The organism is Flavobacterium agrisoli (assembly GCF_016522065.1).
GTDB lineage: Bacteria > Bacteroidota > Bacteroidia > Flavobacteriales > Flavobacteriaceae > Flavobacterium > Flavobacterium agrisoli.
Genome location: NZ_JAEHFV010000002.1, coordinates 553,766 through 568,837 on the forward strand (window position 1 = coordinate 553,766; position 15,072 = coordinate 568,837).

Below are 15,072 nucleotides of genomic sequence, written 5' to 3' on the forward strand. Positions count from 1 at the left end.
TTATGAAGATGAAAGAGTCTATACAAATGAAATTAGCTGAGTTTTTAACATTATGTAAAAACCATAATGTTAAAAATATCTATGCGTTTGGTTCTGCTGTGACCGAAAATTTCAATGAAGACGCTAGTGATATTGATTTGCTTATCGAGATTGATAACGAAGACCCGATTGAGCGTGGAGAAATCTTAATGTCTATTTGGGATAAACTCGAAGTTTTTTTTCAAAGAAAAGTAGATTTATTGACAAATGCATCCATTAAAAATCCTATTCTCCGAAAAAACATAGACTCCACAAAAATTTTAATTTATGACGGAAAAGAGCAAAAAGTATCTCTCTGACGTCTTAATGGCGATACATTTAATCCGCGAATTTACGGTCGACATTACCGATTTCAGTATGTATGAAAAAGACCTTAAGACGCAAAGTGCCGTTGAAAGACAATTAGTAATTATTGGAGAGGCATTAAATAAATTAAGAAAGAACGAATTCGAAATTAATATCGAAAATGACAAAAAAATTATTGGTTTTCGTAATCGCTTAGTACACGCGTATGATAGTATCGATAATGCAATAGTTTGGGCAATTATAAACCGCCACTTAAAAAATTTACAAAACGAAATCGAAAGCCTACCAGGTTTATAAAACATAGAGCGATCGATGTAGAAAAATTGAAGCCAAACAGTGAGTTGTAGCGCAGTCAAGCACGAAAAAATAATCAAAAGTATGAAGCCACTTTTCTTTTTCCCACCCTTTAGGGCTGGGGTAAGGAAAAAGAAAAGCTCTTACACCCGCTGTCCGAATGCCCACGGCTCAAACACGCACAGCTTGTCACCCCGACGAAAGAGAGGTCACATAAAGAAAGATCACACATCAGATCGACTTTTTTTCTTTTTCCCACCCTTTAGGGCTGGGGTAAGAAAAAAGGAAAACTCCCATACTCGTAATCCCATTCACGCACAGCTTGTCAACTCGACAAAAGAGAGGTCACATAACGCAAATAGCACGTATCACCTAGAGTGTTTTTCTTTTTTCCACCCTTTAGGGCTGGGGTAAGGAAAAAGAAAAACTCCAATACTCGAAATCTCAATCACGCGCAGTTTGTCACCTCAACAAAGGAGAGGTCACATACAGCATTTAACATCAGTTGCTTCGAGTTTTTTTATTGAGTTCAACACAATAAAAAACGTATCAAAAGATTTAGGGTCTCGGCAAAGAAAAAGAAAATAGTAGCAAATGCAAAACCTGATCTACACCAACCACCAACTGAATCCCCACTGTTAATAAGTAGTTCGGTTTTCGTATCAAATCCAAAAAATTAAGAATTTTCTTTTAAATTGCAGTGCTACTTGCAGAGTTATCCACCAATGTTGAGGTATTACCCAAAAAAACAAATATTTTACAATAGCTGTAACCAATTTGACGCAACCTTTTATAGAACTAAACATCTATGTATTAAATGATAAACTTAGAAAACATGAAAAAACAAATTTTACTTTTATTAACTATTGGACTCTTATTTTCTTGTTCTAATGATGATCAAAACAAGTCCGAAACTAAATTGATTGGAAAATAGAAATTAATTGAGCAATTGATTGACATAGGAGATGGAAAAGGAACCTTTCGACCAGTTGAGAGTGATATAATGATTGAATTTAAAAATGACGGAACTGTGTTAACAAACAGCTTTGTGTGTGACCCTTATGGAAAAGATAGTATAAGTACTGGAAATTTTAACCTAGATGATAGTACTATAACCACTAATTGTAACAATCCAAACTTTGCAACAATTCGGTTTGAATTAAAAAACCAATTTCTAATTTTAAATTTTAATTCTAATGAAGGACATTCTAAAAAATTTAAAAAGATGAATTAAAATCCCACTCCGCGAACAGTTTTTTTTAAAAATGTACGCCAAATAAGAACATTTAAAAAAATTGAAGGTCGTGATATTTCGAAATACAGTGTACCAATCTTATTGGGAGCGAATAACTTTGTTATTTCGTTATCGCTTTTGTGCAAATCCACGTGAATGCCCATAGCAAAACCATTGCGCCCCTTGCGGTTAAAAAAGCAAACAAGAATCTGCTTCCTCCCCAAACTCTAGAGAAACGTTTACAAAATTCCTAGCGCCCTTAGCGTATTCCCCACCAAGCATATCCAAAATCGTTGCGCCCCTTGCGGTTAACCCATCTACCACAGTAATGCACTTTTTTTCCCTCCCTTCAGGTTTGGAGTAAAGAAAAAGGAAAGCTCCAATACTCGAAATCCCAATTACGCACAGCTTGTCAGCCCGACAAAGGAGAGGTGACATAAAGCAAATAGCACGCATCACCTCGACTTTTTTTCTTTTTCCCTCCCTTTAGGTTTGGAGTAAAGAAAAAGGAAAGCTCCAATACTCGAAATCCCATACACGCAAAGTTTGTCACCTCGACAAAGGAGAGGTCACATAAAGAAAATAACTCTCATCACCTCCAGTGTTTTTCTTTTTCCCACCCTTTAGGGCTGGGGTAAGGAAAAAGAAAATAGCAACTATAAGGTGAACAACAACTCACAACTCACAACCGACAACTCACAACAACACCCAGCGCCCTTTGCGTATTCCCCACCAAGCATATCCAAAACCATTGCGTCCCTTGCGGTTAAACCCCATAGTCAAACCCCGCCTAAATTATAACGTTTTCGTAAATAAAACGCAAGTTTTTTTGAATTATTAAAATTTATTAGTGAACCAAAAGTCCTATATTTGTGGCACTTTCAAGAAAAAAACTACGTTATGAAAACACTAAACGATTTTAATTTTGCAGCTAAAAAAGCCATCATCCGTGTGGACTTTAATGTTCCTTTAGACGAAAATTTCAAGGTAACCGATACGACCCGTATTGATGCTGCCAAACCAACCATTGATAAAATTCTAGCCGACGGTGGCAGTGTGATTTTAATGTCGCATTTAGGTCGACCAAAAGGAGCAGAAGAAAAATATTCCCTCAAACATATTGTAGCAACAGTCAGTGAAATACTAGGAGTTCCTGTAAAATTTGCCACGAACTGTGTAGGTGCCGAAGCCAAAGATGCAGCAGCACATTTAAAAGCAGGCGAAGTCTTGTTGTTAGAAAATTTGCGTTTTCACGCAGAAGAAGAAGCTGGAGATGTGGATTTTGCTAAAGAATTAGCTTCATTGGGAGACATTTATGTAAATGATGCCTTTGGTACTGCACACAGAGCACATGCTTCTACAACAATTATCGCGCAATTTTTTCCAGATGCCAAATGTTTCGGAACCTTATTGGCAAAAGAAATTGAGAGCTTAAACAAAGTATTGAAAGACAGCGAAAAGCCGGTAACGGCCGTTTTAGGAGGCTCTAAAGTGTCGTCTAAAATCACGGTAATCGAAAATATTTTAGACAAAGTAGACCACATGATTATTGGGGGCGGAATGACGTTTACCTTCATTAAAGCGCAAGGAGGTCAAATTGGAGAGTCTATTTGTGAAGATGATAAATTAGATTTGGCTTTAGAAATCCTAAGAAAAGCAAAAGAAAAAGGAGTTCAAATTCATATTCCGGTTGATGTAGTGGCGGCAGATGATTTTTCAAATTCAGCCAACACACAAGTGGTAGCGGTTACCGCTATTCCTGATGGATGGCAAGGATTAGACGCAGGTCCAAAATCGCTGGAAAATTTCAGAAAAGTGATTTTGCAGTCAAAAACCATTTTATGGAACGGCCCATTAGGGGTTTTCGAAATGGAAACATTTGCGAAAGGAACCATTTCGTTAGGGGATGATATTGCCGAAGCAACAGCAAACGGAGCCTTCTCTTTAGTAGGGGGTGGCGACTCAGTAGCGGCCGTAAAACAATTCGGATTCGAAGATAAAATGAGTTATGTTTCTACCGGAGGTGGCGCCATGCTCGAAATGTTAGAAGGAAAAGTGTTGCCAGGTATTGCGGCAATTTTAGACTAACTGTCTCATTTTTAACATGATTTAAACATTTTTTTAATTTCAACAAGTTAAGTTTGCAAAAAAAGTTTATCTTGCAATTTGTGAGCCCCTTGTTGAAATTAAGATTATGTTAGTAAAAAATACCACTCTTACAGTTTTATTTCTTTTTTCTGCTGCCCTTTTCGCCCAAGAAAAAAAACCTCAAACAGCAACCGAACTTTCCTATTTAGACCAAGTTAAACAATCGTTTACTAGAGTCGAAAAAGCCGCCCAACTGGATAGTTTATGGGTAAACGAATTGGTCGATTTGGATTTGTACAACAATCTCAACCAAGAAGTAGCCGAAAACACCAACACAACAGATGTAGATGTCGAATTACCTACCGAGGTACTCAAACAAAGGTTGCAAGCGATGAACCAAAAATCACCTTTTAACATTGTCTACAACGAAGGCCTCGAAAAAACCATCAAATCGTATTTAAAATACCGAAGAAAATCATTAGGTCGTTTAATGGCCCTTTCCGATTATTATTTTCCGGTTTTTGAAGAAGCGTTTGCCAAGTTAAATGTACCACTCGAAATCAAATATTTAGCCATTGTAGAATCGGCTCTAAATGCAAAAGCCGTTTCGCGAATGGGTGCCACCGGACTTTGGCAGTTCATGTACCATACCGGTAAACAATACAATTTAAAAATAGATTCGTATATAGACGAACGCAGTGATCCCTTAAAATCCAGTGAGGCTGCGGCCGATTATATGTCTAAAATGTATACCATTTTTGGCGACTGGGATTTGGTTTTAGCCTCGTATAATTCCGGACCTGGAAATGTGACCAAAGCAATTCGCCGTTCGGGAGGCAAACAAAATTTTTGGGAAATCAAAAAGTACTTACCAAGAGAAACCCAAGGATATGTACCAGCTTTTTTAGCGACCATGTATTTGTACGAATACCGTAACGAACACGGAATTGTGCCTCAAAAAGCCAGCATCCAACATTTTGAAACCGATACCGTGGCGGTAAAACAAGAAATGAGCTTTAAAGATATTGCCAGTTTGTTAGAGGTACCCGAAAAAGAAGTGGAATTACTAAACCCATCCTACAAATTAAAAGTGATTCCGGTGTATCCCAACGAAACGCATTATTTGCGATTGCCATTGGATAAAATTGCGCTTTTTACAGCCAATGAGCCTAAGATATATGCGTATTTAACCAATAAAAACAATCCTGAATTCCTTCACCCACATACCGAAGCTTTTGCAGAAAACAACAACAAAGCAAATGGCAAGGTAAAATATTACGAAATTCAACGCGGAGATAATTTGAGTACCATTGCCGATAAATTTGACGTTTCGATACTCGAATTGAAAAGTTGGAACAAATTAGATTCCAATGCCATTATCGCGGGCGCTACCTTGCAAGTTCAGAAAGAAGAGCCAGTGAAGGCTGTAGCAGTGAAGGAAAACGCGATCCAAGTGAGCTCCAAAAGCAACAAGAAAAAAACAGAGGATGTTGTGGCAGAAACGCCGAATAAAACGTCTAAAAATAGTGCTGATCCTGAACTATACCAAATTAAATCGGGTGATAATTTAGAAGCCATTGCCAAAGCCAACAACACAACAGTAGCCGATTTGCAAGAATGGAATCATTTAAATTCGACTAAAATTACCGTGGGTAAAAGTTTAATTGTAGCGCCTGCTGAGGTGGTTGAAGTTCCTGTAATTACAAAGCCAAAAGTAGTGGTAGAACCGGCTTCAAATGCTGTGGCAGCATTCAAAAGGCAAACAACCCAACCTGTTTCTTCACAAGGGATGAACTATCAAGTCCAAAAAGGCGACTCGTTGTTTAGCATCGCCAAAAAATACCCAGGTATTTCTGTTTCCGATTTAAAAAAATGGAACGACGGCATTCAGGCCAAAGATTTAAAGCCCGGAATGAAACTTAAAATTAACGGCTAAACCAAAAAAATACGTTATTTTTGGTAGTCATTCTAGTTTCTCTCCAATGAATAAATCGTTTTGTATCGCTTTTTTGGTAGCACTCTTATGTGCCTCTTGTTTGCAAAAAAACGACAAGCTAAACAGTCGCGAAGTCAACAAAATCAATACCGTTTCCTTGATTATTGACGACCAATTGTGGTATGGCGAAATAGGCGATACCCTCCGAAACAAATTGGCCTCACCCGTGTTTGGTCTCACTAAAGAGGAACCGCTGTTTACCATCAACCAATATTCAATCAAATTGCTTGAAGGTTTTATGACCAAAGGGCGCAACGTCATTGTGGTCAAAAAAGGCGATCACACCCAATTCGAACTCACCAAAAACCAATACGCCAAACCCCAAAACGTATTCCGAATTTCGGGTAAATCCATCGCCAACATCATCCAACTAATCGAATTAAATGCGCCTGCCATTATTCAGCAAATCCGCAAAACCGAAATAGAAGAGTGCCAGAAAAACAATGCCAAGTCCCTACTTAACCCTACCCTTATCCGTAACAAGTTCCATATCCAGCTTGATGTACCCTCGGGTTTTAAATACGTATTGCATAAAAGCAACTTCATGTGGCTCAAGAAAGAATTAGTAGGAGGTAATGTGAGCCTGCTTTTATACCAAATTCCACTTCATTCGTGGAACAAAGAGAAAGACAAAGTTAGTCAAATTGTCCAAATACGCGATTCAATCGGGAAATACATTCAAGGCAAAGAACAAGAAACACAAATGGTGACAGATGATGCCTATGCGCCGTATTTTCAAGCCATTGCTTTAGACGGTAAAAATGCCTATGAAACCAGAGGTACTTGGGAATTGCAAAATGATTTCATGATGGGGCCCTTTATTAATTATGTAATTTTAGATGAAACCTACAACCGTGTTTTGGTTTTAGAAGGTTTTTGTTACGCACCCTCAAACGAAGAACGCGATTTGATGCTTAATTTAGAAGCCATTCTAAAATCGGTTCAAGTAGTTTCAAAAGACAATTCGGTACCCAATGAATAAAATAGAATGGAAAATAAAGCCGTTTAAAGAGTTAACAATTGAGGAGTTATATCAAACCCTAAAACTACGAAGTGAAGTCTTTGTAGTGGAGCAAAACTGCGCGTATTTGGATTTGGATGGCAAAGATACCGAAGCACTTTTTTTAATAGGAAGTTATCAAAATGAAATTGTTGCACATGCCCGTTTGCTAAATGCAGGTGTTTCCTATGAAAATGCGTCTATCGGAAGGGTCGTTATTAGCGAGAATTACCGTGACCGAAAATGGGGACACGAACTCATGCAACAAGCCATTTCGGGTATTGCCGAATATTTTAATCAAAACAAGATTACTATTAGCGCGCAATTGTACCTTCAAAAATTTTATGAAAGCCACGGTTTTATCGCTAAAGGCGAAATGTATTTAGAAGATGATATTCCACATATCAAAATGATAAGAAACGGTTAATAATAATGCGGATACTGAAGTGAATTTGGTTTTAAAATTAATTCACAGAAATCAAATGTATATCAAAAACGAGCACGGAACCACCCGGAATTCGGGAAAAATCTTGATCGCCATACCCTAATTTTGAAGGAATGATGAGAATACCTTCGGCACCTTCTGTAAAAAGCGGAATGCCTTCTGTCCATCCTTTAATCACTTGATTTAACCCAAAAGAAATGCCTTCTTTCGGACTTTCATCAAATACATTTTGGTCTAAAAAATACCCTTTGTACGCCACGGTTACATTGTCCGATGCGGTGGGCTGTTTTCCGGTTCCTGGTTTTGTAATAGCATAATACAAACCCGAAGCTGTTTTTTGAACTTTCAGCTTGTGTTTTTTAATGTACGCCTGTATGTCGGTTTCGTTTTTTACGGAATAATCAACCATTTGAGATGCGTTCTTTTTGCAAGAAATTGCTACAAAAAAGAAAAGTATAAAAGCAAAATATTTCATCGAAAACAATTTGAAAAATTAAAAAAACCAGCTGGCAACAAAAATCGCAGTGATCACACATATTAAATCAACCAAAAGCATGGTTCCTAATGCATAACGAGTGTTTTTGATGTTTACAGAACCAAAATAGACGGCAATTACGTAAAAAGTACTTTCGGCACTGCATTGAAAAATACTGCTTAGTCGTCCCGTCATAGAATCGGCTCCAAAAGTATTCATCGAATCAATTAAAAAACCACGCGAGCCTGCCGAACTAAAAGGTCTTAACAAAGCTACAGGCAAAGCATCGGTAATTTGTTTATTGACACCCATATTCGAGAAAATGAAGGCAATCCAATTGCTGATGATTTCAAACAAGCCGCTGTTTCTAAATAATGAAATGGCAACTAACATTCCTAAAACATACGGAAAAATGGTTACACCAGTTTTAACACCATTGTTGGCCCCTGTTACAAATGAATCAAAAACGGTGGTGTTGGCTTCGGCAAATTTTTTCTCATTTTTAAATGAAAACACCAACGTAAAAGCGATAATGGCAATTAAAATCAAACTGGATAAATTAGACGTAAAATAGTTTTTCCCTATTAAATCCAAGTGGTTTACGTACATCAACAAACCAATAATGGCTGCAATCAAACCAACTAAAGCCAAAACCAAAGAGGCGCTTTTAAAGTTTATTTTTTGTTTGATGCCCACAATTAAAAAGGCAGCAATGGTGCCGATAAACGAGGTGATGATACATGGCAACATAACATCGGCGGGATTACTAGCACCGGCCGCAGCACGATAACCAATAATTGAAGTGGCAATCAAAGTTAAACCCGACGCATGCAAACACATAAACATAATTTGCGCATCGCTTGCACGGTCTTTATCGGGATTTATTTCTTGTAAACTTTCCATGGCTTTAAGTCCAAATGGCGTAGCGGCCGAATCCAAACCCAAGAAATTTGCGGCAAAGTTCAAGGTCATATACGAAATAGAAGGATGGTTTTTAGGAATAGAAGGAAAGACTTTTACAAAAACGGGACTCAACACTTTGGCCAATTTGCCTGAAGCTCCCGAAATAATTAACAATTCCATCAACCCGCAAAAGAAAGCCAAATATGCAATAAGAGGTAAAATCAAATCGATTAGAGTACTTTTACAAGTAGGTAATAATCCATCAGATTTTTGTACACCGCTGAATATTTTTACCGTTTTGTTGGTATAAACATATGTGGTATCTACATTCGCTACGTCGCGATTGAGAACAAAGGTTTGCTCTGACGACTTTTGAATGCTGTCTTGTATAAAAGCCGGAAGCTCCTCCAAATATTTTTCGGAAACCAAAATAGGGTCATCCTTTTTTCCATTTAGTACAAAATCAATTGTATAGGAGTTAGAAGTGAACAGACTCACCACAATAAAAACAATAGAAGAGATAAAAATAACCAGCCAAAATCTGCTTAATACCATAATGTAGAATTTTTGTAAATATAGAAAAAGCAATTAATATGAAACCCTTTCAGAGTTCAAAACTCTGAAAGGGTTGTTTAAGCTAAACATGAATAATCTCCTCTTCAATCAATAACTCTTCCCGGCGTAATCGGAGAAAAATTTGCGCCACGGCAATGGTATCTTTTTCGCAATAAGTGACTATTCGGTCAATGTCTTGTTCTACATAAAAAACGTGAGCCACTTCACTCCCGTCAATATCTCCTTTAGGCGAAGGAATTCCGAGGATTTTAGTTAATAATTTTAAGGAGGTGTAGTGTTTAAAGTCGCCAAATTTCCACAATTCCAAAGTGTCTAAATGTGGAATTTCCCAAGGTTTTTTGCCAAATAAATTTAGTTTTTCTGGAATAGCAATTTGGTTGATGATCATGCGACGTGCAATAAACGGAATGTCGAATTCTTTGGCGTTATGACCACACAACAAATGTTGAGGGTTATTGAAATGGTTGTTGAGCAAATTAGAAAAATCCTTTAAAATCTTGGTTTCTTCACCAAAAAAAGAGGTCACTCTAAAGTTTCGAATATCATTTTTATTGGCAAAAAAGCCAACAGATAGGCAAACTATTTTTCCAAATTCGGCCCAAATTCCGGCTCGCTCATAAAAGTCTTCTGCCGAAATGTCTTCTTTTCGTTGGTATTGGGTTTTTTGCTCAAACAAAACTTGCATTTCTGTATCGAGTTGTTGGTAGTTTTCGGTTTCGGGAACTGTTTCTATATCAAGAAAAAGGATGTTGTTGAGGTTTATTTTTTCGATCATTTTCCAGAGGTGTGGTCAATTGGTTTAGTTAATTTTAGTCATACAAATATGCGTAAAATTCTTACTATTTTAAACAAGGCTAAAATAAACTTTGCTGATTTGTAGGGTTTTCATATTCGAGCAACCATTTTTTTCGCCACAATCCACCTGCATAACCGGTTAGTGAACCATCAGTTCCAATAACTCTGTGGCAGGGAACAACAATCCACAGCGGATTTTTTCCATTGGCGGAAGCTACAGCACGAATCGCTTTTACATCGCCTAATTTTTTAGATAAATCTAAATAACTGCATGTTTTTCCAAACGGAATTTCGAGTAAAGCTTGCCAAACTTTTTGTTGAAAATCGGTTCCTTTTGGATTTATTTTAAAATCAAAATCGGTTCTTTTGCCTTCGAAATAATCATTAAGTTGCGAAACGGCATCTTGTAAAACTGCAGGAATTTCTTTACAAATCTCATTTGTATCGACATCAGAAACTGAAATTACTGCAATACCATTTTCATCACCCACGATTTTGGTGATTCCAAGTGGAGAATCGATATACACTGTTTCTAAATCGTTAGGCTTCATTTTTTAAATTTTGATTCATTAAAAAATCAATCGCTGCTTTCGAAATTCCGGATGGATTTCCTTTTGGCGTAGCCAATAAAATATCGGTTGAAAGCGGTATTTTTTTTATTTCCACAAATTCCAACTCAGGATAATCATGACTTTTTTGAATGTCCGTGGGTACTATCGAAATACCTAAACCGTTTTTGACCAACTGAATAATTGTCGAAATATTATTGGATTCATGAACTACTTTGGGCGAAAACCCATAATTGGCACAAATCTGCAATAAAGCATCGTAAAAATACGGCGCATAATCTTTATTGAAAAACACAAAAGTAGCTTCTTTTAATTTTTCTAAATCCTCTTCGGAGGAAAGGCTAAAATGATTCCGATTAAAAACAAGAGAAAAACGGTCTCTAAACCATAATTGCGAATCGATTTTGGGCGAATGCAAAGGCGCTCGAATAATTCCTAAATCTATTTTACCTTCTTCCAAAGCTGCAATTTGCTTGACTGTTGGCACTTCGTACAATCGAAAATTCACATAGGGATAGTGCTCTGATAAAAACTGAAGCAATTTCGAAATATCTCCCGAAAAAGTCGAACTCACATACGCAATTCGGAATTCGCCACTTTGGTTTTCACTTATTTTTTTGGTCGTCAAATTGATGCGTTCTAGATTTTGAACCAATTCCTGGATTTCCTTTTGGTAATATTTTCCAGCTTCGGTCAAAACTACTCTTTTGTTGTTTCTTTCAAAAAGAGTCGCTCCTAATTCGGTTTCCAATTCTTTAATTTGACGACTCAATGGTGGTTGCGAAATGAATAGTTTATCGGCTGCGCGTACAAAGCTTAATTCTTCGGCCAATTTGAGGAAATATTTTAGATGTCTTAATTCCATAAATACTTATTAGGTATTGATTTATGTAAAAATAAGTATTTTTAAGTCATATATAAAAATTTTAGGTTTGTAATATAAAAATCGAATATGTCAAATCGAGCGAAGTCGAGATTTATATTTTTTTGAAAAAAAAGTTTCGACTGCGCTCAGCTTGACAATAGAACTTAAACAAGAAAGTGATGAAAAAATCAACTGTAAATCAGATCAAAGAACGTTTTGACAATGATGTAGAACGTTTTGCCAATTTAGAAACCGGACAAGTAGCCACAATGGATGCTCAAATTTCATTAGAATTGATTACCGCTGCTGCCAAAGCCATAAAACCAAAAGCAACGACTGTTTTGGATTTGGGTTGTGGCGCTGGGAATTATACATTGAAAATGCTTTCTAAAGTGCCGAATTTGGATTGCACATTGATCGATTTGAGTTTGCCAATGTTAGAGCGAGCTCAAGGACGTGTATCGGCAGAAACTACGGGAAAAGTAGCCACTATACAAGGAGATATTCGTGAAATTGAATTACCCAAAAATCATTTTGATATCATCTTGGCGGGTGCTGTTTTGCATCATTTAAGAGATGATTCTGACTGGGAATTTGTTTTCAAGAAATTATACGATTGTTTGACTCCTGGCGGATGTTTGATGATTTCGGATTTGTTGGTACAAGATCACGAAGGTGTAAATGAAATGATATGGGAAAAATATGGTGATTATTTGCAACAACATGGAGGTGAAGAATACCAGCAAAAAGTATTTGATTATATCGAAATGGAGGACACGCCTCGCTCGATGACCTATCAATTGGATTTGATGAAAAAAGTGGGTTTTTCTAGTACAGAGATTTTGCATAAAAATGCTTGCTTTGGGGCTTTTGGAGGGGTTAAATAATGATTTGAAAACACGAAAACCATCCCAATAGTGAGATGGTTTTCGTGTTTTTAGCCCTGATAGAAGCGGCATCCTCTTGTGGCGGGGTTCGCCACAAGAGATATAGCGTATAGCAGGAAAAGCTCCTAAAAAATTATAAATTTGAATAAATATAAGCTTCCAAAGCGTTTAATTCTTCCTCTGTAAATGTTTTGGTAAGAGCCAAATTCGGCTTCATTAATGCGTATTGATCTGGGTCAATAATAGGCTCACTTTCTTCTTTTAAAAAACTAATAATATTACCGTTTTTCTGTTTGTAAATTTTCGCAATATCTTTCACACTTGGCCCGATTACTTTTTGATCAATTTGGTGACAAGTCGTACAATTTCCTTTACCTTCAAAAAGTGATTTTCCTAAATCTTCTGGTGAAGCAACCTCTGGCGTTATTTCAGGAGTTTCGGTTGCAGGAGTTGTTCCAAAAGATTCTTGACTTTCTTTTTTACAAGATAATATTGCAAGAGCAATTAACCCCAATAGTATAATTTTTTTCATTTTTTCTTTTTTATTATATCAAATGTAAATCTAAAAAACAGGAAATTAAATGATATTAATCAGCTTATTTATTCAAAAGAATCGCAGCTTCTTTAGCAAAATAAGTCGAAATTAAACTCGCTCCGGCTCTTTTGATACACATTAATTGTTCCATCATGATTTTGTCATTATCTAACCAACCTTTTTCGGCAGCGGCTTTTATCATCGCATATTCGCCAGAAACTTGGTAAACGGTTACAGGAACATTTACAGCATCTTTTACTTCACGAACGATATCCAAATACGCAATTCCAGGTTTTACCATAACCATATCGGCGCCTTCTTCAACATCCCAAAGGGCTTCTTTAATAGCTTCGATGCGGTTAGCATAATCCATTTGATAAGTTTTTTTGTCTTTTGGAACAACTACATCAGCTTCTCTTGGTGCGCTGTCCAAAGCATCACGGAAAGGTCCGTAAAAAGCCGAAGCATATTTAGCTGAATAACTCATAATTCCAACATTGTGAAACCCTGCTGCATCCAAACCTTGGCGTAAACGCAATACGCGACCATCCATCATATCACTAGGCGCGACAAAATCGGCACCCGCTTCTGCGTGAGAAATAGCCATTTTTACTAAGGCGTCGTTAGTCGCATCATTTTCGACATCTCCATTGGTAATAATTCCGTCATGGCCGTAAATAGAGTATGGATCCAAAGCCACATCTGGCATTACAATCATTTCTGGACAAGCTGTTTTGATGGCACGAATAGCCTGCTGCATCAATCCGTTGGGATTCCAAGCTTCTTTTCCGGTATTGTCTTTTAGACTTTCGCTTACTTTTACGTAGATATTTACGGCACGAATTCCTAAAGCAAATAATTCTTTTACTTCCTCAACTGTCAAATCAATTGAACGACGGAAAATACCCGGCATTGATGGAATTTCTACCTTTACGTTTTCGCCTTCGGCAATGAACATCGGAAACATAAAATCCGACGGACTTAAAGTGGTTTCGCGAACTAAACTTCTTACGGATTCGTTGGTTCTTAAACGACGACCTCGTTGTAATGGGAACATTTTATTTTAGATTTTAGATTTTAGATTTTGCTTTCTAAAATGGAATTATTTTTAATTATTATTGATTTGAAGCGGAGTAAATTTCTTTGATTGAATTTTCTAAGGTAGTGTTAAAGGCATCTTCGGATTGCTGTGCATTGAGTCCTTCAGATAAAGCACGTGAAAAACTCGCAATCAATCCCTGATTATGTGCCAATTTATCATTCGCTTCTTCTCGTGTATAACCGCCAGACAAAGCTACCACACGTATAACATGCGAATCGGACATTAACTCACTATAATAATTATTCACAGTTGGAATCGAAAGTTTTAGCATGACTTTCACACTATTATCCAACAAATTCAATTGTTTAATTATTTCTTCTTTCAGAATTTCTTCCGATTTTTGCTTGTCTTTACTATAAATATCAACCTCTGGCTCTATAATCGGAACCAAACCTTTGTTGAAAATTTGAATCGCCACTTCAAATTGTTGTTTTACTATTTCCCGAATTCCGTTAGGGTTGGCTTCTTTTATAACCGAACGCATTTTTGTACCAAATATATTTCGAGATAGGGCACGGTCTAATAAATCGTTTAAACCTGCAATAGGCTTCATTAATTGTACACCATTGGAAATAGTTTCAAGTCCCTTGTCTACTTTCAAAAAAGGAACGATGCCTTTTTGATTCCATAAATAATCAGAAGTCCATTGACCGTCAATTTTACGATCCATAGTGTTTTCGAATAGGATGCCACCTAAGATATAATCATTATTAAAGGCAGGACTTTTAATAATTCGAGTTCTCATTTCATGTACGATGGTGTACATTTCTTCGTCATTCGTATAGCTGTTTTCGGCGACGCCATATTGCGTTAACGCTTTTGGTGTACTGCCACCACTTTGATCAAGGGCAGCTATAAACCCTTTACCAGACTGCATTTGCGTTAATTGTTTGATTTTGATGTTTTCCATAATAAGTGTTTTTTAGCAACAAAATATCTTCTAAAAGAACTCTAAATTACAAC

At 36.9% G+C, this 15,072-nt stretch carries 16 protein-coding genes; 8 read left to right on the top strand and 8 right to left on the bottom strand.

Translation table 11 applies throughout. From position 1 onward, the window contains the following. Positions 1-8: 8 nt before the first annotated feature. From I5M07_RS07405 to I5M07_RS07435, 7 genes are all read left to right on the top strand, one after another. Positions 9-338 (top strand): nucleotidyltransferase family protein, encoded by a 330-nt coding sequence (locus tag I5M07_RS07405; RefSeq protein WP_233621979.1) that lies wholly within the window; start codon positions 9-11, stop codon positions 336-338. Further along, entirely contained in the window at positions 307-642 is a 336-nt protein-coding gene (locus tag I5M07_RS07410; RefSeq protein ID WP_200105583.1) for a HepT-like ribonuclease domain-containing protein, read from the top strand. The genes I5M07_RS07405 and I5M07_RS07410 overlap by 32 nt, the downstream gene beginning before the upstream one ends. A 946-nt stretch (positions 643-1,588) precedes the next feature. After that, entirely contained in the window at positions 1,589-1,873 is a 285-nt protein-coding gene (locus tag I5M07_RS07415; protein WP_200105584.1) for a hypothetical protein, read from the top strand. A gap of 900 nt (positions 1,874-2,773) precedes the next feature. Beyond that, positions 2,774-3,961 (top strand): phosphoglycerate kinase, encoded by a 1,188-nt coding sequence (locus I5M07_RS07420; RefSeq protein WP_200105585.1) that lies wholly within the window; start codon positions 2,774-2,776, stop codon positions 3,959-3,961. A 106-nt stretch (positions 3,962-4,067) separates the two neighbouring features. After that, positions 4,068-5,897 (top strand): lytic transglycosylase domain-containing protein, encoded by a 1,830-nt coding sequence (locus I5M07_RS07425; RefSeq protein WP_200105586.1) that lies wholly within the window; start codon positions 4,068-4,070, stop codon positions 5,895-5,897. 46 nt (positions 5,898-5,943) lie between these two features. Next, positions 5,944-6,939, top strand: a complete 996-nt coding sequence (locus I5M07_RS07430) for a DUF4837 family protein (protein WP_200105587.1) — start codon at positions 5,944-5,946, stop codon at positions 6,937-6,939. Next, positions 6,932-7,384, top strand: coding sequence for a GNAT family N-acetyltransferase (locus I5M07_RS07435; protein ID WP_200105588.1), 453 nt, complete (start codon positions 6,932-6,934; stop codon positions 7,382-7,384). Before I5M07_RS07430 ends, I5M07_RS07435 begins: the two co-directional genes overlap by 8 nt. A gap of 37 nt (positions 7,385-7,421) precedes the next feature. Here I5M07_RS07435 and I5M07_RS07440 read toward each other — a convergent pair whose 3' ends face one another. The 5 genes from I5M07_RS07440 to I5M07_RS07460 all read right to left on the bottom strand — a co-directional run bounded on the left by I5M07_RS07440 (position 7,422) and on the right by I5M07_RS07460 (position 11,585). After that, positions 7,422-7,877 (bottom strand): FKBP-type peptidyl-prolyl cis-trans isomerase, encoded by a 456-nt coding sequence (locus I5M07_RS07440; RefSeq protein WP_200105589.1) that lies wholly within the window; start codon positions 7,875-7,877, stop codon positions 7,422-7,424. Between the two features lie 18 nt (positions 7,878-7,895). After that, entirely contained in the window at positions 7,896-9,335 is a 1,440-nt protein-coding gene (locus tag I5M07_RS07445; RefSeq protein ID WP_200105590.1) for a nucleoside recognition domain-containing protein, read from the bottom strand. Positions 9,336-9,417: 82 nt separating this feature from the next. Beyond that, complete coding sequence (locus tag I5M07_RS07450) at positions 9,418-10,131, bottom strand: 3'-5' exonuclease (RefSeq protein WP_200105591.1); 714 nt, start codon at positions 10,129-10,131, stop codon at positions 9,418-9,420. 79 nt (positions 10,132-10,210) lie between these two features. After that, on the bottom strand, positions 10,211-10,702 hold the full coding sequence (locus I5M07_RS07455) for a methylated-DNA--[protein]-cysteine S-methyltransferase (RefSeq protein ID WP_200105592.1): 492 nt from the start codon (positions 10,700-10,702) through the stop codon (positions 10,211-10,213). Next, complete coding sequence (locus tag I5M07_RS07460) at positions 10,692-11,585, bottom strand: LysR family transcriptional regulator (protein ID WP_200105593.1); 894 nt, start codon at positions 11,583-11,585, stop codon at positions 10,692-10,694. The genes I5M07_RS07455 and I5M07_RS07460 overlap by 11 nt, the downstream gene beginning before the upstream one ends. A gap of 179 nt (positions 11,586-11,764) precedes the next feature. On the opposite strand from I5M07_RS07460, the gene I5M07_RS07465 reads away from it, so the two are divergent. Further along, positions 11,765-12,472, top strand: a complete 708-nt coding sequence (locus I5M07_RS07465; RefSeq protein WP_200105594.1) for a class I SAM-dependent methyltransferase — start codon at positions 11,765-11,767, stop codon at positions 12,470-12,472. Positions 12,473-12,605: 133 nt separating this feature from the next. Here I5M07_RS07465 and I5M07_RS07470 read toward each other — a convergent pair whose 3' ends face one another. From I5M07_RS07470 to I5M07_RS07480, 3 genes are all read right to left on the bottom strand, one after another. Then, a complete protein-coding gene (locus I5M07_RS07470) occupies positions 12,606-13,004 on the bottom strand; it encodes a c-type cytochrome (protein ID WP_200105595.1) in 399 nt (132 codons plus the stop codon). A gap of 64 nt (positions 13,005-13,068) precedes the next feature. Then, a complete protein-coding gene (gene hemB / locus I5M07_RS07475) occupies positions 13,069-14,064 on the bottom strand; it encodes a porphobilinogen synthase (protein ID WP_200105596.1) in 996 nt (331 codons plus the stop codon). 58 nt (positions 14,065-14,122) lie between these two features. Then, positions 14,123-15,010 carry a fructose bisphosphate aldolase gene (locus I5M07_RS07480; protein ID WP_200105779.1) on the bottom strand — a complete coding sequence of 296 codons (888 nt, stop codon included), beginning with the start codon at positions 15,008-15,010 and terminating at the stop codon, positions 14,123-14,125. Between the last annotated feature and the right edge of the window lie 62 nt (positions 15,011-15,072).

Bases quoted from the DNA above. Each gene is read 5' to 3' on its own strand.
- I5M07_RS07405 (WP_233621979.1), top strand. From the start codon at position 9: ATGAAAGAGTCTATACAAATGAAATTAGCTGAGTTTTTAACATTATGT.
- I5M07_RS07410 (WP_200105583.1), top strand. From the start codon at position 307: ATGACGGAAAAGAGCAAAAAGTATCTCTCTGACGTCTTAATGGCGATA.
- I5M07_RS07420 (WP_200105585.1), top strand. From the start codon at position 2,774: ATGAAAACACTAAACGATTTTAATTTTGCAGCTAAAAAAGCCATCATC.
- I5M07_RS07425 (WP_200105586.1), top strand. From the start codon at position 4,068: ATGTTAGTAAAAAATACCACTCTTACAGTTTTATTTCTTTTTTCTGCT.
- I5M07_RS07430 (WP_200105587.1), top strand. From the start codon at position 5,944: ATGAATAAATCGTTTTGTATCGCTTTTTTGGTAGCACTCTTATGTGCC.
- I5M07_RS07435 (WP_200105588.1), top strand. From the start codon at position 6,932: ATGAATAAAATAGAATGGAAAATAAAGCCGTTTAAAGAGTTAACAATT.
- I5M07_RS07440 (WP_200105589.1), bottom strand. From the start codon at position 7,877: ATGAAATATTTTGCTTTTATACTTTTCTTTTTTGTAGCAATTTCTTGC.
- I5M07_RS07445 (WP_200105590.1), bottom strand. From the start codon at position 9,335: ATGGTATTAAGCAGATTTTGGCTGGTTATTTTTATCTCTTCTATTGTT.
- I5M07_RS07450 (WP_200105591.1), bottom strand. From the start codon at position 10,131: ATGATCGAAAAAATAAACCTCAACAACATCCTTTTTCTTGATATAGAA.
- I5M07_RS07455 (WP_200105592.1), bottom strand. From the start codon at position 10,702: ATGAAGCCTAACGATTTAGAAACAGTGTATATCGATTCTCCACTTGGA.
- I5M07_RS07460 (WP_200105593.1), bottom strand. From the start codon at position 11,585: ATGGAATTAAGACATCTAAAATATTTCCTCAAATTGGCCGAAGAATTA.
- I5M07_RS07465 (WP_200105594.1), top strand. From the start codon at position 11,765: ATGAAAAAATCAACTGTAAATCAGATCAAAGAACGTTTTGACAATGAT.
- I5M07_RS07470 (WP_200105595.1), bottom strand. From the start codon at position 13,004: ATGAAAAAAATTATACTATTGGGGTTAATTGCTCTTGCAATATTATCT.
- hemB (WP_200105596.1), bottom strand. From the start codon at position 14,064: ATGTTCCCATTACAACGAGGTCGTCGTTTAAGAACCAACGAATCCGTA.